The sequence below is a fragment of the Afipia sp. OHSU_II-C1 genome (assembly GCF_000497575.1).
Classification (GTDB): domain Bacteria; phylum Pseudomonadota; class Alphaproteobacteria; order Rhizobiales; family Xanthobacteraceae; genus Afipia.
The window spans coordinates 337,939-362,205 of the sequence record NZ_APJI01000016.1 but is presented as its reverse complement, the minus strand read 5'-3'; the positions used below and the strand labels follow the sequence as shown (position 1 = coordinate 362,205).

The 24,267-nt window shown below is 59.6% G+C and carries 27 protein-coding genes; 8 read left to right on the top strand and 19 right to left on the bottom strand.

Annotated elements, in window-relative coordinates:
- Positions 1 to 61: 61 nt before the first annotated feature.
- The 3 genes from I554_RS0119645 to I554_RS0119635 all read left to right on the top strand — a co-directional run bounded on the left by I554_RS0119645 (position 62) and on the right by I554_RS0119635 (position 3,356).
- Complete coding sequence (locus I554_RS0119645) at positions 62 to 1,414, top strand: esterase-like activity of phytase family protein (RefSeq protein WP_024574609.1); 1,353 nt, start codon at positions 62 to 64, stop codon at positions 1,412 to 1,414.
- A gap of 246 nt (positions 1,415 to 1,660) precedes the next feature.
- Positions 1,661 to 2,938: a PQQ-dependent sugar dehydrogenase gene (locus I554_RS0119640; RefSeq protein WP_024574608.1), complete on the top strand. Its 1,278-nt coding sequence runs from the start codon at positions 1,661 to 1,663 to the stop codon at positions 2,936 to 2,938.
- Positions 2,939 to 3,011: 73 nt separating this feature from the next.
- Positions 3,012 to 3,356, top strand: coding sequence for a cytochrome c (locus tag I554_RS0119635; RefSeq protein WP_024574607.1), 345 nt, complete (start codon positions 3,012 to 3,014; stop codon positions 3,354 to 3,356).
- A 52-nt stretch (positions 3,357 to 3,408) separates the two neighbouring features.
- Here the strand turns inward: I554_RS0119635 and pip are convergent, their stop codons facing one another.
- The 6 genes from pip to pqqA all read right to left on the bottom strand — a co-directional run bounded on the left by pip (position 3,409) and on the right by pqqA (position 7,833).
- Complete coding sequence (gene pip, locus I554_RS0119630) at positions 3,409 to 4,389, bottom strand: prolyl aminopeptidase (RefSeq protein WP_024574606.1); 981 nt, start codon at positions 4,387 to 4,389, stop codon at positions 3,409 to 3,411.
- Positions 4,379 to 5,581 carry a pyrroloquinoline quinone biosynthesis protein PqqE gene (gene pqqE / locus I554_RS0119625; RefSeq protein ID WP_024574605.1) on the bottom strand — a complete coding sequence of 401 codons (1,203 nt, stop codon included), beginning with the start codon at positions 5,579 to 5,581 and terminating at the stop codon, positions 4,379 to 4,381. Before pqqE ends, pip begins: the two co-directional genes overlap by 11 nt.
- A complete protein-coding gene (gene pqqD, locus I554_RS0119620; protein WP_024574604.1) occupies positions 5,578 to 5,886 on the bottom strand; it encodes a pyrroloquinoline quinone biosynthesis peptide chaperone PqqD in 309 nt (102 codons plus the stop codon). The genes pqqE and pqqD overlap by 4 nt, the downstream gene beginning before the upstream one ends.
- Before the next feature lie 5 nt (positions 5,887 to 5,891).
- Entirely contained in the window at positions 5,892 to 6,656 is a 765-nt protein-coding gene (gene pqqC / locus I554_RS0119615) for a pyrroloquinoline-quinone synthase PqqC (protein ID WP_024574603.1), read from the bottom strand.
- Positions 6,653 to 7,576 (bottom strand): pyrroloquinoline quinone biosynthesis protein PqqB, encoded by a 924-nt coding sequence (pqqB, locus tag I554_RS0119610; RefSeq protein ID WP_024574602.1) that lies wholly within the window; start codon positions 7,574 to 7,576, stop codon positions 6,653 to 6,655. Before pqqB ends, pqqC begins: the two co-directional genes overlap by 4 nt.
- Before the next feature lie 176 nt (positions 7,577 to 7,752).
- Entirely contained in the window at positions 7,753 to 7,833 is an 81-nt protein-coding gene (gene pqqA / locus I554_RS25740) for a pyrroloquinoline quinone precursor peptide PqqA (protein WP_009031067.1), read from the bottom strand.
- 365 nt (positions 7,834 to 8,198) lie between these two features.
- On the opposite strand from pqqA, the gene I554_RS0119600 reads away from it, so the two are divergent.
- Positions 8,199 to 8,507, top strand: coding sequence for a hypothetical protein (locus I554_RS0119600; RefSeq protein ID WP_024574601.1), 309 nt, complete (start codon positions 8,199 to 8,201; stop codon positions 8,505 to 8,507).
- Positions 8,508 to 8,533: 26 nt separating this feature from the next.
- On the opposite strand, the gene phnN is transcribed toward I554_RS0119600, so the two are convergent.
- Genes phnN through phnG form a run of 8 tightly spaced genes read right to left on the bottom strand, consistent with a single transcriptional unit; the run spans position 8,534 to position 14,822 of the window.
- Positions 8,534 to 9,112: a phosphonate metabolism protein/1,5-bisphosphokinase (PRPP-forming) PhnN gene (phnN, locus tag I554_RS0119595; protein WP_024574600.1), complete on the bottom strand. Its 579-nt coding sequence runs from the start codon at positions 9,110 to 9,112 to the stop codon at positions 8,534 to 8,536.
- The gene (locus I554_RS0119590; RefSeq protein ID WP_024574599.1) at positions 9,109 to 10,266 is read right to left on the bottom strand and encodes an alpha-D-ribose 1-methylphosphonate 5-triphosphate diphosphatase; all 1,158 of its coding nucleotides are present in this window, start codon (positions 10,264 to 10,266) and stop codon (positions 9,109 to 9,111) included. The genes phnN and I554_RS0119590 overlap by 4 nt, the downstream gene beginning before the upstream one ends.
- 10 nt (positions 10,267 to 10,276) lie before the next feature.
- Entirely contained in the window at positions 10,277 to 10,975 is a 699-nt protein-coding gene (phnL, locus tag I554_RS0119585; RefSeq protein WP_024574598.1) for a phosphonate C-P lyase system protein PhnL, read from the bottom strand.
- 7 nt (positions 10,976 to 10,982) lie between these two features.
- On the bottom strand, positions 10,983 to 11,765 hold the full coding sequence (gene phnK / locus I554_RS0119580) for a phosphonate C-P lyase system protein PhnK (RefSeq protein WP_024574597.1): 783 nt from the start codon (positions 11,763 to 11,765) through the stop codon (positions 10,983 to 10,985).
- Positions 11,765 to 12,640, bottom strand: a complete 876-nt coding sequence (locus tag I554_RS0119575; protein ID WP_024574596.1) for an alpha-D-ribose 1-methylphosphonate 5-phosphate C-P-lyase PhnJ — start codon at positions 12,638 to 12,640, stop codon at positions 11,765 to 11,767. Before I554_RS0119575 ends, phnK begins: the two co-directional genes overlap by 1 nt.
- Complete coding sequence (locus I554_RS0119570; RefSeq protein WP_024574595.1) at positions 12,637 to 13,743, bottom strand: carbon-phosphorus lyase complex subunit PhnI; 1,107 nt, start codon at positions 13,741 to 13,743, stop codon at positions 12,637 to 12,639. The genes I554_RS0119575 and I554_RS0119570 overlap by 4 nt, the downstream gene beginning before the upstream one ends.
- Positions 13,744 to 13,746: 3 nt before the next feature.
- Positions 13,747 to 14,367, bottom strand: a complete 621-nt coding sequence (gene phnH / locus I554_RS0119565) for a phosphonate C-P lyase system protein PhnH (RefSeq protein ID WP_034462111.1) — start codon at positions 14,365 to 14,367, stop codon at positions 13,747 to 13,749.
- Positions 14,364 to 14,822 carry a phosphonate C-P lyase system protein PhnG gene (phnG, locus tag I554_RS0119560; protein WP_024574593.1) on the bottom strand — a complete coding sequence of 153 codons (459 nt, stop codon included), beginning with the start codon at positions 14,820 to 14,822 and terminating at the stop codon, positions 14,364 to 14,366. The genes phnH and phnG overlap by 4 nt, the downstream gene beginning before the upstream one ends.
- 130 nt (positions 14,823 to 14,952) lie before the next feature.
- On the opposite strand from phnG, the gene phnF reads away from it, so the two are divergent.
- Positions 14,953 to 15,684, top strand: coding sequence for a phosphonate metabolism transcriptional regulator PhnF (phnF, locus tag I554_RS0119555; protein WP_024574592.1), 732 nt, complete (start codon positions 14,953 to 14,955; stop codon positions 15,682 to 15,684).
- A 9-nt stretch (positions 15,685 to 15,693) separates the two neighbouring features.
- Here phnF and phnE (I554_RS0119550) read toward each other — a convergent pair whose 3' ends face one another.
- From phnE (I554_RS0119550) to phnC, 4 genes are all read right to left on the bottom strand, one after another.
- Positions 15,694 to 16,545, bottom strand: coding sequence for a phosphonate ABC transporter, permease protein PhnE (gene phnE / locus I554_RS0119550; protein WP_024574591.1), 852 nt, complete (start codon positions 16,543 to 16,545; stop codon positions 15,694 to 15,696).
- Positions 16,542 to 17,426 (bottom strand): phosphonate ABC transporter, permease protein PhnE, encoded by an 885-nt coding sequence (gene phnE / locus I554_RS0119545; protein WP_024574590.1) that lies wholly within the window; start codon positions 17,424 to 17,426, stop codon positions 16,542 to 16,544. Before phnE (I554_RS0119545) ends, phnE (I554_RS0119550) begins: the two co-directional genes overlap by 4 nt.
- Before the next feature lie 66 nt (positions 17,427 to 17,492).
- On the bottom strand, positions 17,493 to 18,431 hold the full coding sequence (gene phnD, locus I554_RS0119540) for a phosphonate ABC transporter substrate-binding protein (protein ID WP_024574589.1): 939 nt from the start codon (positions 18,429 to 18,431) through the stop codon (positions 17,493 to 17,495).
- A 99-nt stretch (positions 18,432 to 18,530) separates the two neighbouring features.
- A complete protein-coding gene (phnC, locus tag I554_RS0119535) occupies positions 18,531 to 19,343 on the bottom strand; it encodes a phosphonate ABC transporter ATP-binding protein (RefSeq protein ID WP_024574588.1) in 813 nt (270 codons plus the stop codon).
- A gap of 229 nt (positions 19,344 to 19,572) precedes the next feature.
- On the opposite strand from phnC, the gene I554_RS0119530 reads away from it, so the two are divergent.
- Genes I554_RS0119530 through I554_RS0119520 form a run of 3 tightly spaced genes read left to right on the top strand, consistent with a single transcriptional unit; the run spans position 19,573 to position 22,144 of the window.
- Complete coding sequence (locus I554_RS0119530) at positions 19,573 to 20,232, top strand: chloramphenicol acetyltransferase (protein WP_024574587.1); 660 nt, start codon at positions 19,573 to 19,575, stop codon at positions 20,230 to 20,232.
- A complete protein-coding gene (locus tag I554_RS0119525; RefSeq protein WP_024574586.1) occupies positions 20,229 to 21,419 on the top strand; it encodes an alpha-D-ribose 1-methylphosphonate 5-triphosphate diphosphatase in 1,191 nt (396 codons plus the stop codon). The genes I554_RS0119530 and I554_RS0119525 overlap by 4 nt, the downstream gene beginning before the upstream one ends.
- Before the next feature lie 23 nt (positions 21,420 to 21,442).
- Positions 21,443 to 22,144: a DUF1045 domain-containing protein gene (locus I554_RS0119520; RefSeq protein WP_024574585.1), complete on the top strand. Its 702-nt coding sequence runs from the start codon at positions 21,443 to 21,445 to the stop codon at positions 22,142 to 22,144.
- Between the two features lie 6 nt (positions 22,145 to 22,150).
- Here I554_RS0119520 and I554_RS0119515 read toward each other — a convergent pair whose 3' ends face one another.
- Positions 22,151 to 24,178 (bottom strand): exopolysaccharide transport family protein, encoded by a 2,028-nt coding sequence (locus tag I554_RS0119515; RefSeq protein ID WP_034473449.1) that lies wholly within the window; start codon positions 24,176 to 24,178, stop codon positions 22,151 to 22,153.
- Between the last annotated feature and the right edge of the window lie 89 nt (positions 24,179 to 24,267).

The following is a 24,267-nucleotide window of genomic DNA, read 5'->3' as shown; positions in this document are numbered from 1 at the left end:
GACGTAACGGCACTGACACACAGAACACCGACAAGCAGCGCATGTCTTCAAGGAGGATTACATGCGCATTGCTACATTGTCGTTGCTCGCACTGACCGCTCTGCCCGGTCTCGCGGCGGCTCAAACATCCGGTCAAGCCTTCCCCGCCACCCTTGCCGGCCACGCCGTGATGCCTGCCGAGTCCTTTGTCGAAGCCCCCGCGGATGCCCCCGCGGACCTGAAGGTTTCCGGCAAGTTCACCACCGGCACCCGCGTCGATGCCATCGGCAGCGTCGAGGGTAAATCCTTCGACCGCCCGACTGGCGTCAAGTTGCCGTTCAAGGGCCAGCCCTTGCAGGGCCACTCCGGAATCAAGAAAGCCGCTGATGGCACGTTCTGGGTGATCTCGGACAACGGCTTCGGTAGCAAGGCGAACTCGCCGGACGCCATGCTCTTCCTGAACAACTACCGCATCGACTGGACCAAAGGCGCGGTTGAGCGTGTCTCCACCGTCTTCCTGCGCGATCCCGACAAGAAGGTGCCTTTCCGCATCGCCAACGAAGGCACGGAATCCCGCTACCTGACCGGCTCGGACTTCGATACCGAGAGCTTCCAGCCGATCGGCGACAAGATCTGGATCGGCGACGAATTCGGTCCCTACCTGATCCGTGCCGATCGCACCGGCAAGGTCGAGGCCGTGTTCGAAACCGAAATCGATGGCAAGCCCGCCCGCTCGCCCGACCACTATGCGATCACGTCGCCAGCGACCCCGACCACCCCGGTGGCCTTCAACATCCGCCGCTCGAAGGGTTACGAGGGCATGGCCGCCTCTCCGGACGGCAAGTTCCTTTATCCGCTGCTCGAAGGCCCGGCCTGGGACGCCGAGAAGAAGGACTGGGAAAAGACCGCTGAGGGCAAGGAATATCTGCGCATTCTCGAGTTCGATGTCGGCGCAGGCAAGTGGACCGGCCGTCACTGGAAGTATGTGCTCGAGAGCAATGGCCTCGCGATCGGCGATTTCAACATGATCGATGCGACCACTGCGATGATCATCGAGCGCGATAACGGCGAAGGCACCGCCGACAAGGCTTGCGAGGGTCCGAAGAAGCCAGACTGCTTCCACGATCTCGCCAAGTTCAAGCGCGTCTACAAGATCGAAATGACAGACGCCAATGCAAACGGCCCGGTTCGCAAGATCGGCTATATCGACCTGATGAAGATCGCCGATCCTGACAAGAAGGCGCGCAAGCCGCTGAACAATGGCGCCCTTACCTTCCCGTTCTGGACGATCGAAAACGTCGATATCGTCGATCAGACCCACATCATCGTCGGCAACGATAACAATCTGCCATTCTCCACGAGCCGTGAGCCCAACAAGGCTGACGACAACGAGTTCGTGCTGCTGAATGTTGCGGAGTTCCTGAAGGCCCGCTGATTTCAATTTTAACAAACGCAATGAAAGGCCGCCCCGCACCGGGCGGCCTTTTTGCTTCACGACCGGTCATGCCGCGCCGACACCGCCGCTGGGCTGCAATCGCAAATCACAATCACGCGATAGAATTTTCCATGCTGCGCCGCCAGAATGATTTTACGCGCAGGTCGTCTTGCGCCGGCGCAAACCTGCGATAGGCTCTCACCCCGTAAAACGCCAAAAATGACACCCTGCCGGGAGGACAAAATCATGTTTTACGCTTTCAAACATCATGCCCTGAATTCGGTTGCTGCCGCAGCGTTTCTTTGCGCTTCGGCGATTTCGGCGTCAGCTCAGTCGCCAAACAACAACCTCGACAAGCTCGGTAATTTTCAGAAAACAGGCGTTACGGAAATTCCGACTGTTCCGCAGACGGGCCGCAAGGTCGACGCGATCAAGGCGAACCTTGCCAAGATCAAACTACCGCCCGGCTTCAAGATCAGTCTGTATGCGCTCGTGCCAGACGCGCGGCATATTGCCGTAGGACCGCAAGGCGTCGTGACGTTCGTCGGGACGCGGAAGAGCAAGGTCTATGCGGTGACCGACCGCGGCAAGGCTGGCTTTGCGGAAGAAGTGAAGGAGTTCGCGCCTTCAGTGAATTTCACCATTCCGAATGGCGTCTGCTTCTCCAAGGATGGCTTCCTCTTCGTTGTCGAACAGAATCGCGTTCTCAACTTCCCGGCGGCAGAATTCTTCTATGAAAGCCCCGACATCGCAGTGGCCGTCATCGTCCCTCAGGGCGAGTTGATCCCGAAAGAGGACGAAAGCTTCAACCACACAGCGCGCGTTTGCCGCGTCGGGGCCGACAACAAGATTTACATCTCGCTGGGACAGCCTTTCAACGTGCCGGCGAAGAACAAGCTCGATGGCTTCGCGAAGAATGGCATTGGCGGGATCATCAGAATGGATCAGGACGGCAAGAACCGCGAAGTCTATGCCACCGGCATCCGCAACTCGGTCGGCATGGATTTCAATCAAAAGAATAACCAGCTCTGGTTTACGGACAATCAGGTCGACGGAATGGGCGACAACATCCCTCCCGGCGAGTTGAACCGCATCACCCAAGCCGGGCAGAACTTCGGCTTCCCCTATTTCGGCGGCGGCAAGGTTCGCACCGTTGAATACAAGGCCGATACTCCGCCCGCCAATGTGGTCTATCCTGAAGTGGAGATGGACGCCCATGCCGCTGACCTCGGCATGATCTTCTACAACGGCAAATCTTTCCCGGCGAAGTACCGTGGCGGCATCTTCTCCGCCCAGCACGGGTCGTGGAATCGCACGGACCCGATCGGCGCACGCATCATGTTCACGTCGCTCAAACCTGACGGCAGCGCGGACAAGACCGAAGTCTTTGCTTCTGGCTGGTTGACGCCGGATGGCGAATACACCGGTCGCCCGGTAGACGTCGCAACGCTGCGCGACGGCTCACTTCTGGTGTCGGACGATCTCGCCGGCGCGCTGTATCGTATCACCTACGAAGAGAAGTAAGGGACACGTCGCCTGCCGTGAACCAGCTCTCCGGTTCACGGCAGAGCCGATCCAGCAACAAGAAAAGCAGTTCATGCAATCAAAACCAAACAAACACACCGGACCATATCTGGCCGGCCTGCTGGTTCTGCTCGGGGTGGTCACAGCGCAGGCCGCGGGGGACGCCAAGGCTGGACGAAAGAAGGCGCAAATGTGCGCGGCCTGTCACGGCATCGACGGGGTTTCCAAGATGCCTATGGCCCCCAACATCGCGGGTTCACCTGCAATGTATCTGGAAAAACAACTCAAAGCCTTCCGCTCCGAAGAGCGCAAGGAGGAGAATATGAATGTTGTAGCGAAACCGCTATCGGACGCCGACATCGCAGATCTCGCTGCCTGGTATTCCGGGATAACGGTCGACGTCACGCTGCCAAAGTAAGCGTGCGCGACGCGCACCCATCACGCGTGTGAGCGAGACGAACTGTTATCCGCTAGGCGCGTGACAGCTCTTCGATGGCTGCAACGACGGCACCCCTGACCCCAGGATCGTACAGCGAGTGCCCTGCGGTCTCCACCATTCGTAGCTGGGCATCGGGCCATGCCGCTAGCAGCACATGGGCAGTCGACGGCGGACACAGGAGGTCGTAGCGGCCTTGCACGACAACTCCCGGAATGCCCTTCAGACGTCCGGCATTTTCCAAAAGTTGTCCGGGGTTCATGAAGCAGCCGTTTTGAAAGTAATGCGCTTCCATGAACGGCGAGGATGGAAGGCCGCGTGCATCATTCGCTACCGCGGCGAGATCGAGCCTTGTTTTCGAAGGCTTGTGTTCCGACAGAATGCGCTCGGTGTCGTGCCAGGCGCGGGACGCCGGTCCGTGTACGGCTGGCTCCGAATCGAGAATGCGCCGCCAGTACGCATCGAGCGGCTGGTCGCGTTCGTCCGGCGGCAGCACGCTGAGAAAGTCATCGTTCAGATCAGGGTAGAAGCGCCGCAAGCCACCGACAAATGTCCATTCCAGCTCTTCTCGCGTGCCGAGAAAGGTCGCGCGTAGCACTATGCCGCTGACGCGCGACGGATGCATTTGTGCATAGGCAAGGGCCAAAGTCGCGCCCCACGACCCACCGACAACCAGCCATCGCTCGATGCCCAACGTTTTACGAATAAGCTCCATATCTGCGATCAGATGCGGCAGCGTATTGGCCTCGCGCGATCCCTTGGGACGGCTCCTGCCTGCTCCTCGTTGATCGAACAGCACCGCATGAAACCGCAAAGGATCGAACAAGCGGCGATGGTCCGGCTGACAACCGCTGCCGGGGCCGCCATGTAGATAGACCGCCGGAATGCCGTCAGCGCGGCCGACAGTCTCCACATAAAGCTCATGGCCCTGACCTGCCGCGAGATGCTGCGCAGTCAGAGGCGCAAACCTGTCAGCCTTGCCCAACGGGCGTGCATCCGCAGAGTCAGGTCCCATGCGTATCAGCCTCGGGTGTGCCGCCGGCAAAGTTACGATAGACGAAGCGGCTGTTACCCCCGACAGCTTCGTTCATCGCAGTCTTGAAAATTTGCTCGTGTGCCGGCGACAACGCGCAGGCCGGATCGGTGTTGCCGGCATTGCCAGTCAGCGCGAATGCCTGACAGCGGCAGCCGCCGTAATCGATCTCCTTGTATTCACAGCTTTGGCACGGCTCCGGCATCCAGCCTGTGCCGCGATAGCGATTGAACGCTTCCGAGTTCTGCCAGATCCACGCGATGGAATGGTCCCGCACAGATTCAAACGCAAGACCGGTGATCGTTTCCGCCGCATGACATGGCAATATCTTGCCCGACGGCGAGATATTGAAGAACTGCCGCCCCCAGCCGCCCATGCATTTCTTTGGACGCAGCGCGTAGTAATCCGGGACGACGTAGTCGATAGCCAGAATGCCCTTCAGCCGCGCCTCGGCTTCCTCGACGATCCGGGAGGTCTCTTCGATCTGTTCCATCGTCGGCATCAACGCAGCGCGGTTTTTCAGCGCCCAGCCGTAATACTGCACATTGGCGACTTCCAGCCGATCGGCATCGAGATCGACCGCCATCTGGATGATATCAGCAAGCTGGAACAAATTTTGGCGATGCATCACGGCGTTGACCGTCAGCGGCAAGCCGAGTTCACGCGTCCAGCCTGCCACATCGATCTTCCTGGCGTGCGCATCCTTCAATCCGGCGACGCGATCGGCCACACCCTGCTCGCTACCCTGAAAGCTGATCTGCACGTGACAAAGTCCGGCATCGGCCAGAGCTGCAAGCTTGTCCTTGGTTAACGGGACAGCCGAGGTGATGAGGTTCGTGTACAGGCCGACATCGGTCGCATGCTGAACCAGTTCCACCAGATCCTTCCGCGCCGTGGGTTCACCACCGGAAAAATGAATCTGAAGCACTCCAATGGCCGCGAGTTCGCTCAGCACTCGCTTCCACTCGACAGTGGTGAGTTCCGCACCGCCGCGCTCCAGTTCCACAGGGTTCGAGCAGTACGGACACTGCAGTGGGCAGCGATGCGTCAGCTCCGCCAGAACAGCCAGGGGAATTCCAAACGTCTCCGCCTGCGATTTGCGCTGCTCCAGAACCGCCAGTCCGTCCACCGGCCGGGCGTGAACAGGAGAAACATCGGTGAGCGTCGGACTCATGGTTTCGTGTCCCGTGCCTCCGCAAGGAAACCCTTCTCGGCGAGATCGCGCAGCATGGCGATAACGTCCGTGCCAATCGTACCACGATCGGCGGCATATTTGGCAGCGAGCACATCGATGATCTGATTCACGCTGCGTACGCCGTCGCAAAGCTGCAGGATTTCAACTGCAATCTCGTCCGGTGCTAGCACCCGCTCCGGCACCAAAATGACCCAGACCTGCCGGGCCTCATCAAACTTGAGTCTGGCATGCCGGGCCAGCACAGGCCGGCTCTCTTCAGTTATGTCGATCCGGCGGCTTCGCAATGCCATCAGCCCTGCTCCGGCACGAAAGCGCCCGGCGGGATGTGGCCATCGACATATGCATGATAGAGCGCGTCGAGCTGGACCCAGAGCACGTTGGTCTTGAAAATCAGCGCATTGCAGACGGCTTCCCGCTCCTCCGGTGTAGAGGCATGGCGCTTGACGAAATCGAGCGCGAAGTTCGCGTCTCGCGGCGCCTGCTCCATTCGCCGCTTGAAGTAGCTCATAATGTTCGGATTGATGAAATCGTAGTGCGCGAGCATTCCCGAGATTCGCTCCTCGTGCAGGTTCGGCGCGAACAGTTCGGTCAGTGACGAGGCAATCGCCTCCAGCGGCGTCTTGTCGCGAACAAAATGAACATAAGCATCGACAGCGAAACGCGTCGCCGGAAGGATGCCTTCGGCGGATTCCACATAAGCGCTGTCCAGCCCGAGACCTTCGGTCAGCTTGAGCCAGCGCTCGATGCCACCTTCGGTGCCAATATCGCCGTCGTGATCTTCGATGCGGTGCCGCCATTCGAGCCGGATGTTGCGATCGCGGAAACGCGAGATCACCACCGCGTCCTTGATGGGAATGGAACTTTGATAATAGTAGCGATTTAGCGCCCAGGCCTGCACCTGCCCCTTGTTCAATTTGCCGCCATGTAACAGCCGGTGAAAGGGATGCAGATTGTGATACCGCGTTGCTCCAATCTGCCGCAGCGCCGCTTCAAGATCTTCCGCAGAAGCGAGCGGCGTTCCTGCTTTCAATGCGAACACACTCGTTGCGATCAAATGGTGATCTCCATTCCGTCCGAAGGAATCTGCCACCCTGATTTTTCCGCCGCTTTGCGCTCCGCTGAGTCAGGAAACAGAACCGGATTCGAATTGTTGATATGCAGAAAAATCTTGCGAGCGATGCCAAGGTCCGCAAGCGCCGCGAGGGCGCCATTCTCCCCCGACATCGCCATATGCCCCATGCGCTGTCCGGTCTTTGCCCCCAGTCCGGCCGCGATCAACTCATCGTCGCGCCAGAGTGTGCCGTCGAAAAAGATCAGGGGCGCGTCTTGAAGGCGCTGCCGCAAATCGGGAGTGAGTGCTGCGCAGGCCGCCAGAAAATAAAGATATTCTCCACTTCTTTTGTCTGCGATCCGCAACCCGAGCGTATCGCCGGGCTCGTCGCTCTCAGGTTGTGGCGCGCTTTCGAGATACCAGGCGCGCTTACCCGGCACGGCAAACGGCAGGATTTCGAGCCCCGACGGTGACCCGTCCGGAAGCACGGGTTCGAACGCCGTATCAAACTCAATCGGCTGGCGCCGCACCCGCTTCTCGTCGAGCACGTTGAAAATGCTGTTCGACTTGAGAACGGAAAGCACGCGCTGATGGGCATAGATCGTGAATGGCCAGCCCTCACGGAGCGACAAAAGCCCGGCCACAGCATCGACCTCGCCGTTGGTCAGGATAACACCGGAAATCGGGCTATGGCGGAGATGGCCAGGCTTGGGATGAAGCTGTGGCGTCGCGATCACCTGCTGGCGCAAGTCAGGCGAGGCGTTTATCAGAAACCAGTGCTCTCCGTCGGCGCTTATGGCAATCGAGGCCTGGGTCGCCTGCAGTTCAGGCTGGGGGCCGCGGGCCGCGCGGCAGACCTCGCAATTACAATTCCATTGAGGAACACCGCCGCCCGCCGCAGCCCCAAGAACGACGACGCGCATAAAAAAGCTCCGCGCTCGATCAATGCGACCGAACTTCATCGTGACGATATCTCACGTCACGGAACTCGGTGTCACAGACGCAAGAAAAACCGGCGTCGCGCAGGAACGCTCCCGACGGGAAGAATTCCTGACGCAAACCGGACAGCTCAGCTACTGGACTGATAGCGGTACGCGGCTTACTTCCGCGCCGCGCAGGCGTACATGTTGATTTCCATACCAACTGGGACTTCGACAATCTTTGGAGTCTTCCAGGCCATTTTCTTGGTCTCCTTCCCATTCCGGGCGGGACTTTGCGCCACCGCCGACTCCGAGGCTAACACGGACATTCGGGGTGGTGTCATCCATTTTCTGGAGCCTCCGGCACAAGTTTGTGACCGCACCTCGAGAGTGTGCAACGCAACAATTTCCGTTCCGCCCGCACGACGCCGGATAATTTTCCAAACAATGGGCTTTACTTGGATACCTGTCCGCTTGAACCTAGGGCCAACAACGACGCCATGAACGGCGCGATTCTTTGCACAAGCACCCTGATCGATGCACCTTTGGACCGAGCAACGGCGCTCTCCCGCATTGACCCGTAGGGAGGAAACCCAAGTTGAGCCTGCCCCGCACACGCATCAAAATGTCCGATGCAGACATCGTCAGCCGTTTCGAACGCCTCGGCTACAAACTCGCGATCGAACAGATCGCATTCACAACGGAGAGCGTTGAAGATTTCTTCGATGCCCGCGAAACGCTCTGGACCGGTGTGGGCAGTGTCAAAATTTACGAGGAAGGCGGCCTGTTGCTGATCGAGAAAGCGCAGCCGCGCGCCGGCCAGCCCACCCGCGACATAGCGGTTATCAGCCTCGGACACGCGCGCGCCGTGATGGGCGTGCTTAAACCGGACAAGTCCGCGGAATTACCGCGTTATGCCGGCACGATGGCCTAGGGCTCTGCGGCCGCTGCAACACGGTCTCAGGTACGGCCGATGGCTTTCAACAGTTCGGCTGCATGGTCCTCCGCGCGGCCGATATTGTTGATCACGACATCAGCCGCCGGGGCAGCAACCGCCCTGCGGAGCCTGCCGTCGAGTTGGCCGTCGCTGGACCGTGCGCGCGCGGCAAGACGTTGTGCAAGTATCTCCGGTGGAGCCGTCACCGAGACCACCGTGACGTTGGCATACGATCTGCGCGCAAACTCGACAATGGTGCGAGACGCGTTCACGACGACGGCATGTCCGGCCCGGATGTCATCCACGATCGAGCGCGGCACGCCATAGCGCAAGCCATGCGCTTCCCACTGGAAGGCGAAGTCGCCGTGTGCAAGCATCTGGCCGAACCGCATCGGGCTGACTGCTTCGTTGTTTTCGAAGGACGACGCCTCGCGCGTCACAATCCGTTGCGGAAAGACGACATTGGAGTCGCCCGCACAGGCAGCTTGCGCCAGCCCGATCAACGTATCCTTGCCCGCTCCGCTGGGCCCTACGATCAGAACCAGCCGGCCCGGTCCGATCAAATCCGTGCCTGGCACGGACAGTGTCGCGATGTCGGTCATGCTACGCGATGTCCTTCGCGCCACACGCTGCGCACCACCGGCAGATCCTGTGCAAGATGCACGCGGATCAGATCGGCGCGTTTGCCGGCAACGATTTCACCCCGGTCGGCAAGCCCAACAGCTTCGGCTGCTGTTTTGGTAACGGTTCGCACCGCCGCCGCCAGATCGATCGCCGGCACATGTTTCGGCAGTTGCATCGCTGCCATCAGCAGGCTTGAGGGGATATAGTCGGACGACATGATGTCGAGCAGTCCTTCGCGGGCGAGATCGATCGCGGCAATATTTCCCGAGTGAGAACCGCCGCGCACGACGTTGGGCGCCCCCATTAAGACGGCGATACCCGCCTGATGAAGCCCCCTCGCCGCCTCCATGGTGGTTGGGAATTCGGCGACCGACACCCGATCGCGGATGGCGTCGATGACATTTTCCTCGGTGGTGTCGTCATGGCTGGCGAGCGGTATCCCGTAGCTCTGTGCGAGCGCGACGATGGCGCGCATATTCGTTTCGCCGTAGGTCTTTTGATAGACAAAACGGCGCTCAAACATCACATCGAGTTCCGCATCCGTCAGGCCGCCACTCTTGCCGCGATAGTAGTCGCGCAGTTTACCCTCATCGCGGAACTGGCGCTGGCCGGGCGTGTGATCCATCAGCGACATGAGCCGCACGTCCGGCCGGCCAACCAGTTCCTTCGCTTCCTCGACAACGCTTGGCATCGGAATTTCACAGCGCAGATGCAGGAAATGCTCGGCCCGCAGCAGTTTCGCCTCTCGCGCCGAGGAAATAGCCCCGGCCAGAACGCCGGCCTGACCGTCCACGTCCTCAGCGCCCTCCTCGCGCCAGACGCGCAAGGAATCCAGAACCGTTGTGATACCGCTGGTTGCTAGCTGTCCATCATAAGACACCACTGCCGCCACCGGGTCCCAGAACACCTTGGGCCGCGGGACGTAGTGCGCCTCCAGGTGATCGGTATGCAATTCGATCAGCCCGGGCATCAAAAGATCGCCACCCATGTCCTCGCTACCCCTGGGCGCGTCACCCTCGCCAACCTCGGCGATTTTCCCACCAACAATCGCAACCCAGCCCTGTTCGATGACCCGGTCCTTCAGGACCACGCGCGCATTACCAAGGACACCTTCATTCCGTTCGGAGACCATTCTTTTCCTCTTACGCTGCCGCCGCGAACGACGTGACGTCGATAATTCGATCGGCAATCAGATTTCGGACTTCGTCGTCGTGGACGATGGCGACCAGCGCCACACCGCGTATTTTCTTTTCAGCAACCAGATCGACGACAATCTTGCGATTGACACCGTCGAGCGAAGCCGTCGGCTCATCCAGCAACAGGATCGGCATATCGGAGATGAAGCCGCGTGCAATGTTGACGCGCTGCTGTTCTCCGCCGGAGAAAGTTGACGGCGGCAGGGTCCAGAGCCGTTCCGCGATATTGAGTCGACGCAGTAGCTTTCCCGCCCGCGCACAGGCTTCGTCACGAGCGACACCATGCGCGACGAGCGGTTCGGCAACAACGTCGAGGGTTGCAACCCGGGGCACCGCGCGCAGGAACTGACTCACATAGCCGATAGTCTGCCTGCGGACCCGCAGAATATCCCGCGGCTGAGCCGTCGCGACATCAATCATCGTCTCATTATGGCGTACCGAGATGCGGCCTTGATCGCAACGATAGTTGCCGAAAATCATTTTCAGGATAGACGATTTTCCGGCACCCGATGGGCCAGAAAGTACGACACACTCTCCGGCACTAACCTGCATGGACACGCCGGACACAACCGGCAGCCGCACACCGTTTTGCAGATGCATCGTAAATGTCTTGCTCGCGTTTGATATCTCAATCATCGGAGACATAGGACCCTCATGCCGGCAGGATCGAGGAAACAAGGAGCTGGGTGTAGGGCTCATGCGGATCGTCAAGCACCTGATCGGTCAGGCCCGTCTCGATCACCTCGCCACCCTTCATCACCATGACCCGATGCGACAACAGCCGAGCCACCGCGAGATCATGCGTCACAATAACGACCGCGAGCCCCAGTTCGTTGACCAGTCCGCGCACCAAATCGAGCAGGCGCGCCTGAACTGAGACATCAAGCCCTCCCGTCGGCTCATCCATGAAGACGAGGCGCGGCTCGGTAACCAGGTTGCGCGCGATCTGAAGCCGCTGGCGCATGCCGCCGGAATAAGTCTTGGGCGCGTCATCGATCCGATCGGTCGAGATTTCGACACGCTCCAGCCAAGACGACGACGTCTCACGAATTTTACCGTAATGACCCCAGCCTACCGCCATGAGCCGTTCGCCGACATTGGCGCCTGCCGATACAGCCATCCGCAAACCCATCGCCGGGTCCTGATGGACATAGCCCCAGTCGGTGCGAAACAGAAAGCGCCGCTCCGCCTCACCCAGCGTCGCGAGATCGCGGGTGATCCCGTCACGCATGCGATACGACACACGGCCCTTGCTAGGTTGAAGCTGCGTCGACAGCATCTGCAACAACGTGGATTTCCCCGAACCGGACTCGCCGACAATTGCGAGCACTTCGCCGGGGTAGAGCTGGAATGAAACGTCCTTGCAGCCAATATGCCGGCCGTAGGACTTGCTCAGGCCTTCACAGACAAGCAGCGGCTGATCGTTGTCGCGCATCACATCCCCCGATGGTCGGCGCCGAAACCGGCACCCTTATGGCCATCCGCGCGGCGTGTTTCGCAATAGTCCGTATCGGAACACACGAACATCCGGCCGCCCTTATCGTCGACCACGACTTCATCGAGATAGGACGTCTTCGATCCGCACAATGCGCAAGGCGCGTCGAAACGGTAGGTTTCGAACGGATGATCCTCGAAATCGAGCGATGTGACTTTGGTATGCGGCGGAATCGCATAGATGCGCTTCTCGCGTCCGGCACCAAACAATTGCAAAGCCTCACAGTCATCCATTTTCGGATTGTCGAACTTCGGCGTCGGCGATGGATCCATCACATATCGCTCGTTGACCTTCACCGGATAGGCATAGGTTGTAGCGATGTGGCCGTGGCGCGCGATGTCTTCATACAGCTTGACGTGCATCAAGCCGTACTCCCCAAGCGCGTGCATGCGCCGCGTTTCGGTCTCGCGCGGTTCGAGAAACCGTAACGGTTCCGGAATCGGCACCTGGTAGACCAGAACCTGATTGTCATTGAGCGCCGTCTCCGGAATACGGTGACGCGTCTGGATCACGGTTGCGTCCGAGGTCACCGTGGTGGTCTTAACGTTCGCTGTTTTCTCAAAGAATTTTCGGATCGAGATCGCATTGGTCGTGTCGTCGGACCCCTGATCGATCACTTTCAGCGTATCGCCCTGTCCGAGGATGGCAGCTGTCACCTGCACGCCACCGGTGCCCCAGCCATACGGCATCGGCATCTCGCGGCTGGCGAACGGCACCTGATAGCCCGGAATGGCAATGGCCTTAAGGATGGCGCGGCGGATCATCCGTTTTGTTTGCTCGTCGAGATAAGCGAAGTTGTAAACGGGCGCGTTCATTCGGCGGCCTCCGCGAGCGAAACGTCACTCCCCCGCGCGGCCTCGAATTCCTTGCGCAGCTTCCGCAGCAAGCCGAGTTCGGACTGGAAATCCACATAGTGCGGGAGTTTCAAGTGCTCGACGAATCCCGTCGCCTGCACGTTGTCGGAATGCGACATCACGAACTCCTCATCCTGCGCGGGCGAGCGCGATTCTTCGCCCAGCTCGCGCGCACGCAACGAACGGTCCACCAGCGCCATCGACATGGTCTTGCGTTCGCTCTGCCCAAAGGCAAGGCCGTAGCCGCGGGTGAAGCACGGTGCTTGCGTGGCCGCGCCCTTGAACTGATTGACCATCTGGCATTCGGTCAGCGTGATCGACCCGAGCGGCACCGCGAAGCCGGCATCTTCCGCGACGAACTCGACCTCAACCTCACCGAAGCGAATCTCGCCTGCGAATGGATGCGTCCGGCCAAAACCGCGCTGGGTCGAATAGCCCAAGGCCAGCAGAAAGCCCTCGTCGCCTCTCGCCAGGTTTTGCAAGCGCAGGTCGCGATCCGCTGGAAAGCTCAGCGGCTCACGGGTCAGGTCTCCGACAGGTTGGTCGGTATTTGCCTCGGGTGAAGGCTCGATCAGACCGTCTGCGCCGAGAATATCGGTCACGCGCGGCATTGGCGCCTCGTCAACGTCACCCAGTGCTGGTTCCGGGATGGTCGCGCCTTCGGTGAGTGATGGATCGAGCAGCCGATGAGTATAGTCAAATGTCGGCCCAAGAATCTGCCCGCCGGGCACATCCTTGAATGTCGAAGAAATACGGCGTCGCACCTGCATGTTTGCGGTATCGAGCGGTTCGGTCGCACCAAAGCGCGGCAACGTCGCGCGGAATGCACGGAGCAGAAAGATCGCTTCGATCATGTCGCCTCGCGCCTGCTTGATCGCCAGCGCGGCAAGTTCGCGGTCATAAAGTGAACCTTCGGTCATGACACGATCGACCGCCAGCGTGAGCTGTCCGGAAATCTGTCCTAACGAAAGATCAGGGACAGCGGGATCGCCACGCCGCTCATGCGCAAGCAGCCGATGAGCATTCTCAATCGCGCGTTCGCCGCCTTTAACAGCAACGTACATGGATCAGACCTCCTTCACAGCAACGATCGTGCTACGCGGCATCGCCACCAGTTCCGATCCGCAAACCAGCAGCAGATCGACACCCCGCGGAAACAGTGCGCGGTTGGCTCGCATCCGTCCGGGAAAGCCCGAAGGCAGCGCCCCCGCGCGCAATGTGGCCGAGCCACGAATACCGGGACCATTCAGCACCAGTTCCGGTCCTTCGGTGAGCGAATCGACCTGAACCACCAGTGTGGTCGAGCGATCCGGGTATTCCGGCGTTCCGAGCGCAAAGGTTTCAAAGTCCGGCAATGTTACGCCACCGTGAATCAATGCAAAGCTTGCGTAAGATGCATCACGTGTCAGTGGCGCACCGGTGTGAAACCGCAGCCACGCATCAATTTCGAGCTCGGCAGAGAAGCGATCGTCCATCCAGATCGGCGTGTCATGATCGAACAAAGCCAGCGCAATAGCAGCCGTACCTGACATCATTGGAGATGGCGTATGGACAGGTTCGGCGATCGTGTGAACTGAACCGGGACGCGCCAGCGCATCCATCACACCGCGAAACACCGACTGCGACGACTGCACCGGATCGGCAAAGCCACCACCCGATCCGAGACTGGCATGAAGTGTCATCGTCATCCCTCACCTCTGACCAGAGTGTAGAAATCGACCCGCGTCGCCGCTGTCTCCGCCGCCTGACGGGATCGGGCGTCTTCGAGTTCGCGACGCAACGGCGCGATGATATTCTGTTCGACCTCGGCCTTGAATCCAGGGTTCTGGATCAGCGCATCGCACAGAGCGACCAGCCTCGCCTTTTCGCCATCCCGTCCCAGCACATAACCAAAGCCAAGTTCGCCCGAGGCCAGCCGCACCGCGGCGCGGCAAACGCTCGCCTCGCCGAGATTAAACGGGGCACCGTCGCCGCCGATCCGCCCCCGGATCATGACAAGACCGCTCTCGGGTTGCCGGACAGCCTCGTGCGGCGGGACATCGAATGCTTCGAGAGAGGACAAAATCCGCTCTGTTGGCGTATGCGCCAGCACTGACATCGCGGCGCGACGACTGGTTTCTGATGTGACTGGCGGTTCTGTCATGTCCGGCTTGCCGACTCCAAGTTGTCTATGTTAGTAGACAACTTCGTAACGCAGCGCCATGACAAACTGGTGACATCGACATGATTTTCACAGCGTCCGGAACTAGCCGTCGAAAGACGCGGATACGTTCATGAGTTTGTCCGGAGAGCCAACGACAGGTGTCGCACTCTGGCGCCGCGTAGCGGATTCTATCGAGCAGGCCATTGCGGACGGAACCTATGCCCGCGATACGCGCCTTCCCGGTGAACTGGAGATTGCGGAAATCCATCGCGTCAACCGTCATACGGTGCGGCGTGCGCTGGCAGCACTAGCCGAACGCGGCCTGGTCCGCGCAGAGCGCGGCAGCGGCACATATGTGGAAGCCCCGCGCATCGCCTATCCGCTGCGCTCGCGAACGCGCTTCTCGGAAATCGTCGGCGCTGACGGGCATGAAGCCGACGGAAAGCTGCTGCATTCATCGATCGAAGCTGCATCGCAGGATTTGGCGAAGCGCCTCGGCCTCAAGACCGGCGCCCCGCTGCTGCGCATCGATGCTCTGCGTACTGCGGACCGGATTCCGATTTGTGTTGGGACGAAGTGGATGAGCGCGGACCGCTTCCCCGGCGGCGCGGAAATCTACGAGAAACTGCGATCAACCACCAAGCTGGTGGCTCACTTCGGTGTGCGGGACTACCGGCGCGACTGGACCAAGATCACTGCCGCGGTCGCAGAGGCCGGCGATGCCGCGCGGCTCGACCTCGCGCTAGGTCGTCCCGTACTGGTGGTAGACAGCCTCGATGGAGAACCGGACGGAAGGCCGCTGCTTACCTCACGTTCGCGCTTTGCCGCCGAGCGGGTTCAGTTCGTCATCGAAAATCAATAGCTGAAGAAATCAGGCCCGTACTTCGCCTGCCCGGCCAATAATGGCAAAGCGCAGCCGGCTTGAAATCAAGTCAATCACCGCGACCGCCACCAGGATCATCAGGATCAGGGTCGAAACCTTCTGCCATTCCAGTACGCGGATCTGCTCGGCCAGTTGCAGTCCGATGCCACCTGCACCGACGATGCCGATGATGGTGGCCGAGCGCGTGTTGGATTCGATGAAGTAGAGGATTTGTCCCGCAAGCACCGGAAGAACCTGCGGCATCAGGCCGAAGCGAATCTCCTGAAGCTTATTTCCGCCTGCCGCGCGGATACCTTCGACCTGCTTGCGGTCCGCCCCTTCAATAGCCTCGGAGAAAAGCTTTCCAAACGCGCCGAAATCCGAGGTCGCGATTGCCAACACACCGGCAAACGGTCCGAGCCCCACAACATTGATCCATACCAGCGCCCAGATCAGTGTATCTACGCCCCGGATCGAATCCAGGAAACGCCGTACGGGAAAACGAAGGAAAACCGACGGAATGATGTTTCGCGCCGCAAGCAGGCTCACTGGAAGCGCCAGCACCGCAGCCAGCAGTGTACCCAGAAAAGCGATGGAGAGCGTTTCCCCCATCGCCACCAAATAGGTCGGGAACGATGTGCCGGGATCGGGTGGAATCATCAGGGTGATGAACCAGCCGAGTTGCCTGAAACCGGTCACGAGACGGTCAACCGAAAATTCGAGATACCAGCAGCCGAAGAAAAACAGCGCAATCGCGGCCAGCGCGACAGCGAGGGTCTTCAGGCGGACAGCGTGCGATCCCCGGAAAAGGTCCGGATACTGAATCGCAAGCTCCTTCGGATCTCGGGTTTCGGGTGTCATGCGCGCTGATCCGATCCGAAAAGCCTCCCGCGCAACCAGCCGGTGCAGATATCGATAATAAACACCGTGATGATGATCATGATCAAAATCGCGCTGACGTCGGAGTAGAAGAACTTGCGCACCGCCACGACCAGTTCCTGGCCGATACCGCCCGCGCCGACGAAGCCCATCACTGACGCTTCGCGTACATTGATCTCGAACCGCAGCAATGTGTAGCTCGCAAATCCTGGCATCACCTGCGGTAGGACCGCGAAGCGGACCGCAGACAACCAGCTCGCACCGGTGGAGCGGACACCTTCGAGCGGTTTCATGTCGATATTTTCAGCCTGCTCCGAATAAAGCTTGCCCAGCGCACCGATCGAATGAATCGCAATGGCCAGCACACCCGCCATCGGGCCGAGGCCAAAGGCAATCACGAAAATGAGCGCAAATACGATACTTGGAACCGTGCGGCAAAACTCCAGCAACCTCCGCACGACGAACCTCAGAACCGGATTCGGCGACAGGTTGGCGGCGGCGAAAAAGTTGAGCCCAAATGCGCCGAACGCGCCGATAGTGGTGCCGACATAGCTCAGCAGCAGCGTTTCCGCGAGCAGCTTCAGCCATTTCTGCCAGCCCCAGAACCATTCGGCGGGATCGGTCCAGACGCGTTTGCCCGTGTCAAGATTCAGAATGCGGTCGAAGTAACCAACAAAGTTCCCGATCTTCTCCACAAAAACTTTCGGCGCCACCTCGGCGCCAAATCCTGCGACGATCAGCAATGCGACGAATACAACAAGGCCCGCTGCGAAGCGCAGACGCTTGCGTGAAATAGCTGCATTATACGCGGCCTGGAGCGCCGCGATCTGCTGGGGCGGATAGCTGGAAAGACTGATTGTCAAAACAAAACCGCTCTATGAGCGAAAGAGGAAGGGCCGAACAGGTAGGTCCGCCCGGCCCTTCGTCAGTCAGGATGCCTTCTTTTTGCGAAGGCTGTCGACGAACTTGATCAGTTCGATCATGCCATCCCAATCCTTGGTGGTGGCCGGCGCAAAGTCCTTCTTCTGTCCGTCGGACAGCCGATCAAAAGCCACCTTGTCCTTGGTGGGAGCTTCAAAGAAGGCCTTCTCGATGCCTGCCTTCAGATCGGCCGGCATGTCGGTCAGAACGGCGTATGGGCCGTTCAGAATAGGTGCCGACTTGTGAACGATGCGGAAATCTTCCTTCTTCATCGCCGAACCGTCTGCATTCTTGAGCATGCCTTTGGTCAGCATTTGTGCAAGGGTCGAGTCGTTATCGGCCGTCCACTGGTTGGCGGCAACATCGACGGTCCCTTGCGAGAGCGCCAGGAGCGCATTCTCGTGACTGCCGGTGAACACCACCTTGCCGAAATATGATTCCGCATCGGTGATCTGCATCTTGTTCAGCTCAAAGCGCGGAACGTTGTTGCCGGAAGTGGAATTCGGATCGACCAGACCGAGATTCTTTCCCTTCAGATCGTCGATGCTCTTGTAAGGGCCCTTAGCCAGAACGAAGAACATGGAGTAATAGCCGGTAGTGCCGTCGATGTTGCGATCATGGGCGAACGCATCGGTATGCACCCCGGTCAGACGCGCGCGAGCAAACGATGCCGAGCCGTAACTCGCAATGTGGATAGTTCCGGTTCGCTGCCCCTCAATCACCGCCGCGTAGTCGTTGGCGATACGGAGATTCACTTTAACGCCGAGTTCCTTGCTCAGATAGGAAATGAATGGCGCCCAGCGCTCCGTCACGCCCGATGCGTTCTCGGCTGGCACAACGGCGAACGTCAGCTCAGGATACTTGGTCTTCCAGTCCTGAGCAGACGCTGCTGTGGCGCTGAGGGCGAGCGCGGCGGCGCCCGCAATGACGATACGGCGATTGATCATGGTATCCTCTGTGTGGTCGATTATCGAAGGGGTTCAGGGTCGAATTCGGTGACTCAAATCATGACGCAGTCCGAAGACTGCTTCACGACACTGGCACGCTCATGCAACAGCGGCGGCCGGGAAAGCCGGCGCCAGTGTTCCAGGCGCAAAGTTCGGAGCCTCATCCATCACCTCGCCGGCCTCAAGGTCGTAGAGCTCGCGCGCGATCGTATCTGTGAGCGCGGCAGGAGCGCCATCAAAGACCACGCGGCCCGCAGACATGCCAATCAGGCGATCACAATATGTCCGCGCCAGATCGAGCGAGTGGAGATTACATATTACGGTGATACCGAAATGCTTGTTGATGCGCAGCAGCGCGTCCATCACGATCCGCGTGTTGCGCGGATCAAGCGACGCGATCGGCTCGTCCGCCAGAATAATGTCGGGTTGCTGGACCAGTGCACGGGCGATCGCCACGCGCTGCTGCTGACCGCCGGAAAGCTGATCGGCGCGCTGCGCGGCCATCGGCATCATGTCAAACTGCTCGAGCGCGGAAATCGCAATGGCCTTGTCATCCTCCGGCCAGAGCTGGATCAGCGACCGCCACTGCGGCACGCCCGCAAGCCGCCCCATCAGAACATTGGTCAGAACATCCAGCCGCCCAACCAGGTTGAACTGCTGGAAGATCATCGCCGAGCGTGCACGCCAGCGACGCAAATCGCGTCCCTGCAGGGCGGTTACATCAACGCCCTCGAACAGAATGCGCCCGCCGGTCGGCTTCTCCAGCCGATTGATCATACGCAGCAGCGTCGATTTTCCGGCTCCTGAACGACCGATCACGCCAACGAAGCATCCCGGTTCAATCGAGAAAGAGGCATTATCGACGGCCGTCTTCGCGCCAAACCGGCACGTTAATCCGTCCACCTCAAGCATGCGCCGACTCCGTCTGAATATCCTCTCACCTCGCTAGCGTGGGTTTCCTACAGTTGTGTGACATTCACGCCTGTGGCAGACGCTCTACCCGGAAATAGAAAATGCTGTGACGAAAAGCCAATGTCATCCAACTTTCACGATGTCGTCACGAAACGTCATGAAGAGATGTTGTCCTCGCCAAGTGCACCGAACATCGCCGCGCGCAACACCCGTATCGAGAACTTCATTCATGGCCGGCAAGATATTATCCGCTGTCCCCCTCATCGATCCGACTGCGCGGCTGCATGACAGCAGCGCTGGAGCCTATTGCGAGATTGGCGCCCGTACCGTTCTGCACGAGGTCACGCTCGGCGACTATTCCTACGTCGTGAATGACAGTCAGATCGCGTACGCCACCATTGGAAAGTTTTGCTCTATCGCGGCGATGACGAGGATCAACCCCGGCAATCATCCAATGCATCGCGCATCGCAGGCGCACTTTTCTTATCGCGCCAGCGCCTATTTCCCCGGCGAATCCGATGAGTCAGAATTCTTTGCCTGGCGGCGCGGTCATCACGTGGCGTTCGGTCACGATGTCTGGATCGGACACGGCGCCATTGTACTGCCGGGCCGGAACATCGGCACCGGAGCTGTGATCGCGGCCGGAGCCGTCGTCACCAAGGATGTCCCGGCTTATACGATCGTTGGCGGAAACCCGGCAAAGCCGATCCGGCGGCGATTTTCAGAACGTATCGCGGATGAACTGATAGCGCTGTCATGGTGGGATTGGCCGCACGAACGGTTGAGGACCGCGTTGCCCGATTTCAGAAATCTCCCGGTTGAAGGCTTTGTCGAGAAATACCGATGCGTCGCATCAGTGGATCAAACATTGAAGGCAGTTGGCACATGATGGATGTACTGATTGAAGGCGGCGAAGCACTGATCGGAAGCGATCTCATCGATGCATCCATTCATGTTGCAGATGGGAGGATTGCGGAAGTCTCGTCCCGCAGCGGATCGGCTTCCGTCCGCCTCAACAGCGATGGCCTGATCGCTCTGCCCGGTATCGTCGATATGCACGGCGACGCTTTTGAACGCCAGATGATGCCCCGTCCCGGCGTCGATTTTCCGATCGATATGGCATTGGTCGACAGCGACCGTCAGGCGATTGCGAACGGCATCACCACCGTCTTCCATGCCACCACATGGTCGTGGGAGCCCGGCCTGCGCGGAACCGAGAACGCACACCGCCTGCTCAATGCCATCGAAGACATGCAGCCTCGGCTTGCTGCCGACACGCGCTTTCATCTGCGGCAGGAGACATTCAACCTCGACGCCGAGCCCACCATCGCCGAATGGCTGGCCGCCGGACGCGTCGACCTGCTTGCCTTCAATGACCATATGCATATGACCGCCGCGTCGATGAGCAATCCGAAGAAGCGCGCTCGCATGGTGGAGCGCTCCGGGCTCAGCGAAAGCGAATTCGACAAACTGGTCGAGCGGGTGATGGCCAGGGCGGGCGACGTTCCAGCCTCGATTGCAAGGCTCGCCTCGATCGCCCGGGACCATGGCGTTCCATTACTGTCGCACGATGATGAATCACCGGAGCAGCGCTATGGCTTCCGCGAGCTGGGCATCGATATCGCGGAATTCCCGATCAACGAAGAGACGGCGCGCTCGGCCATCGAGAGCGGCGATTTCACGGTGTTTGGTGCGCCGAATGTTGTGCGTGGCGGCAGCCATACAGGGTGGACCAGCGCAGCGGATATGGTGAGCAAGGGTCTCTGCTCTATTCTGGCCTCGGACTATTACTATCCGGCCCCCCTGCATGCGGCTTTCCTGCTGGCCGCGGACAGCATCCTCCCACTCCAGCAAGCTTGGGCGCTGATCTCCGGTGCTCCTGCGGCCGCAACAGGCTTGCACGATCGCGGGCAGATCGCTGCCGGAAAGCGGGCCGACGTCATCCTCGTCGATGCGCGGGAACCGCTCAGGCCGCGCGTGGTCGCGGCAGTGACCGGCGGGCGCGTGGTTCACCTCACCGAACCTGAGCGGATTTTGTCGGCTATACCCGCATTACGTAGGGTTGAACCGGCCTGAGCGAGCGGTTACTCAGGACTTCCATGCCGCGATATCCCCGCTACGCCATCTACTTTGTACCTTCAGCGCAAGGTGCACTTTATCGCTTCGGCGCGGACCTGCTCGGGTACGATGCGTATACAGGCAAGCCGCTGCCCTTCGCCGACGGCATCGAAGCGGAAATCGAAGGCTGGAAACAACTCACGGCCGATCCGCGCAAATACGGCTTTCACGCCACGCTGAAGGCTCCCATAAACCTCCGCTCCGGCAAGACTGAAGACGAGCTTGCCGGAGCCATGGAGGAATTTTCGCGCAAGTCGCGTGTCATCCCCCGGATCACGCCTGTTGTTCGCTCCATCGGGAGCTTCGTCGCCATTGTACCGCGCGACCCTTGCCCCGACCTGCAAAAACTTGCCGCTGATTGCGTCACGGCCTTCGACGACTTCCGCGCACCGCTGACACCCGAGGACCGCGAACGGCGCAACGTGTCCGCGCTAACCGACGTGCAGGTTATGCACCTGGATCGCTGGGGCTATCCCTATGTGTTCGAGGACTTTCGCTTTCATATGACGCTGACGGGTTCTCTCTCCCCCGAGCCGCGCGCGAAAATTCTGACTGCCTTGCAGAAGCGTTTTGTGGCGCTGGATTTTCAATCGGTATCAGTTGATCGCCTGGCGCTGTTGCGCCAAAGCGATACGACGTCCAACTTTACGGTCCTGTCCGATTGGCCGCTGGGTACCGCGTAATTGCGGCTAGGTTTGCATCACTGTGGCGACCAGACGCGTCTGGTAAGGGTTCATTGTTTGAAGGGCACTCGAAACCTTGCGGTGCGAGGTTTTGCCGGCGTCGACCACAACCAGAATAATTCCCACCACGGAAAGAAGGGACGCGAAGTCCTGACCGTCGATGGCTCCCCCGTCGATCAGCGTTGTTCCGTTGTAGGCAAGGGCACAGCCGTTCTGCGTCGACAACGCAGTCTGGGGCAAAGCCTCCTGGCTGCCACGCACGCCGGCAGGAAGGACGCGAAGCTCGCCGACTTCAACTTCAAGCTGATCCAAGGCAACCGGGGTTCGCATCGCGTCGAAAAAACCCGGCCTGCCTTCCAGGCCAAGCAGCTTTGAAATCTGCCTGGTCTCGGTTGCGTCGACAGTCAGGGCACGCATGCCGCGCTCGGCGAACTGTTTCGCCAGCGCCAATGTGAATGCGCTGCTTGCAGCCGGACCATCGGCTCCGACGATCAAGATCGCGCCGGGTGACTTCTCCAAAGCCTGCGTGAGTATGCCCGGCAGTTCGCCAAGTCCATCGACATGAATGGACTTTTCATTCGAAGCAGCGCGGCTTGCCGCCAAAACCGCCTTACGGGACACGGTCGCCAGATTGAATATCTCGCTGCGCTCGTGCAGGGACCTGTCTTCATCCCTGCCGCCCTCAAACTGGTTGAGGAACGCCGCGGCGAAAACTCCCGCAAGCAGTCCGATCACAAGCCCGCCTCCGACAACCAGAGTTCGGGGAACAACGTATTGGGCCGGCTGGATGGCCGCCGGGGAAATAACGCGGGAATTTGTCCGATCCAGCATTCCCTCTTCGCGGACTTCCTTGGCGCGGCGCTGCAACGTTTCATACACAACGCGCTGCGCCGCGACGTCGTTCTCAAGATCCTTCAATTTCTGAACAGGCGGTTGTCCCGACGCCGAAACCTGCCGTGCCGCGATAATCTGCCGGTTGAGTTCGCCTTCAACCGATTTTGTCCGCTGATACTCGGTTTCAAGACTCCGCTGAATTCGCGCGAGTTCGACATCGATGAGTTCGCGAATCTGCTTAACCTGCGCACGAGCCGTGATAACTGCAGGATGCAGCGGACCAAGCGATACAGCGCTGTCAGTTTCGGCCTTCTTGGCTTCAGCGTAACGCGCACGCAAATCGAACATGGTCTGGGACTGAAGCGCCTCGGCAATTGTGTCGATCGGCGGGTTATTCGCGTTGCGCTTGCGCAGAATCTCCATCCGGGCCAGCAGTTCGGCGCCGCGAATCCTCTGCGCGGAAAGCTGGTTGGTCAGATCGGTCAGTTCGCGCTCGCTCAGGAGATTTCCCTGCCCGCCGACCAGGTTGTTCTGAATGCGATAGGTTTCGACCTGTTTCTCCGCATTCGTCAGGTTCTGACGCAACGTGCTCAAACGAGATTCCAGAGCTTTCGCCGTGCGGCTCGCAGCCTCGGTTTGCATCTGCAGTTGCACTTCGAGATAGGCCTGGGCAATTGCATCTGCGATTCGCTTCGACTTCTCTGGCGAAGACGACGTCCACACCGAAACATCGAGAACAAATGTGCGATCCGGGCGGCGAACATCGATCCGTTTGCGCAGCGTGCGGAGTACGGCTCTGGTGCGCGCATCACCCTCAGACGAAGATACTGCCGAGTCCCCGCCATCACCCGCAACAAACTCCGGATCGCTGATCAGGTTGAGTTTGGCAATGACCTTCTCAAGCACTTCGGTCGAGGTGATGACCTGGACCTGGCTCTCGACCACTGCGAACGTTGCATCGGCAGACGCCGCAGCCGGACTGAGATCATTTGGAAGAATTTGGAGCCCGCGCGGATCGATCAAGATCTTGATCTGCGAGACATATCTGGGGGTCATGAAAAGAGCGATCACCAGCGCCAGCAACGTACATATGCCGGTGATGGCGGCGATAAGCTTCTTGCGGCGGCCAAAGGCAGTCGCAAGGCCCCGGAAATCGATGACCGCGGACGGCGCCTCGCGCATGTCGATTGTCATTGCCATGCGCATGCACCTGCTGAGCGCATCGAGAACGACGGACTTGACCGCATACGCATGGGACTGCCTGAACGCAACAAGGTCACCCGAACCAA

Bases quoted from the DNA above. Each gene is read 5' to 3' on its own strand.
- phnC (WP_024574588.1), bottom strand. From the start codon at position 19,343: ATGCTTGAGGTGGACGGATTAACGTGCCGGTTTGGCGCGAAGACGGCC.
- I554_RS0119590 (WP_024574599.1), bottom strand. From the start codon at position 10,266: ATGGTCTCCGAACGGAATGAAGGTGTCCTTGGTAATGCGCGCGTGGTC.
- phnG (WP_024574593.1), bottom strand. From the start codon at position 14,822: ATGACAGAACCGCCAGTCACATCAGAAACCAGTCGTCGCGCCGCGATG.
- I554_RS0119645 (WP_024574609.1), top strand. From the start codon at position 62: ATGCGCATTGCTACATTGTCGTTGCTCGCACTGACCGCTCTGCCCGGT.
- I554_RS0119525 (WP_024574586.1), top strand. From the start codon at position 20,229: ATGATGGATGTACTGATTGAAGGCGGCGAAGCACTGATCGGAAGCGAT.
- pqqB (WP_024574602.1), bottom strand. From the start codon at position 7,576: ATGCGCGTCGTCGTTCTTGGGGCTGCGGCGGGCGGCGGTGTTCCTCAA.
- phnD (WP_024574589.1), bottom strand. From the start codon at position 18,431: ATGATCAATCGCCGTATCGTCATTGCGGGCGCCGCCGCGCTCGCCCTC.
- I554_RS0119600 (WP_024574601.1), top strand. From the start codon at position 8,199: ATGTCCGATGCAGACATCGTCAGCCGTTTCGAACGCCTCGGCTACAAA.
- I554_RS0119530 (WP_024574587.1), top strand. From the start codon at position 19,573: ATGGCCGGCAAGATATTATCCGCTGTCCCCCTCATCGATCCGACTGCG.
- pip (WP_024574606.1), bottom strand. From the start codon at position 4,389: ATGGGACCTGACTCTGCGGATGCACGCCCGTTGGGCAAGGCTGACAGG.
- pqqE (WP_024574605.1), bottom strand. From the start codon at position 5,581: ATGAGTCCGACGCTCACCGATGTTTCTCCTGTTCACGCCCGGCCGGTG.
- phnN (WP_024574600.1), bottom strand. From the start codon at position 9,112: ATGACCGACATCGCGACACTGTCCGTGCCAGGCACGGATTTGATCGGA.
- I554_RS0119635 (WP_024574607.1), top strand. From the start codon at position 3,012: ATGCAATCAAAACCAAACAAACACACCGGACCATATCTGGCCGGCCTG.
- I554_RS0119570 (WP_024574595.1), bottom strand. From the start codon at position 13,743: ATGTACGTTGCTGTTAAAGGCGGCGAACGCGCGATTGAGAATGCTCAT.
- I554_RS0119520 (WP_024574585.1), top strand. From the start codon at position 21,443: ATGCCGCGATATCCCCGCTACGCCATCTACTTTGTACCTTCAGCGCAA.
- phnL (WP_024574598.1), bottom strand. From the start codon at position 10,975: ATGTCTCCGATGATTGAGATATCAAACGCGAGCAAGACATTTACGATG.
- phnF (WP_024574592.1), top strand. From the start codon at position 14,953: ATGAGTTTGTCCGGAGAGCCAACGACAGGTGTCGCACTCTGGCGCCGC.
- I554_RS0119575 (WP_024574596.1), bottom strand. From the start codon at position 12,640: ATGAACGCGCCCGTTTACAACTTCGCTTATCTCGACGAGCAAACAAAA.
- phnH (WP_034462111.1), bottom strand. From the start codon at position 14,367: ATGACGATGACACTTCATGCCAGTCTCGGATCGGGTGGTGGCTTTGCC.
- I554_RS0119640 (WP_024574608.1), top strand. From the start codon at position 1,661: ATGTTTTACGCTTTCAAACATCATGCCCTGAATTCGGTTGCTGCCGCA.
- I554_RS0119515 (WP_034473449.1), bottom strand. From the start codon at position 24,178: ATGGCAATGACAATCGACATGCGCGAGGCGCCGTCCGCGGTCATCGAT.
- pqqA (WP_009031067.1), bottom strand. From the start codon at position 7,833: ATGGCCTGGAAGACTCCAAAGATTGTCGAAGTCCCAGTTGGTATGGAA.
- phnE (WP_024574591.1), bottom strand. From the start codon at position 16,545: ATGACACCCGAAACCCGAGATCCGAAGGAGCTTGCGATTCAGTATCCG.
- phnK (WP_024574597.1), bottom strand. From the start codon at position 11,765: ATGCGCGACAACGATCAGCCGCTGCTTGTCTGTGAAGGCCTGAGCAAG.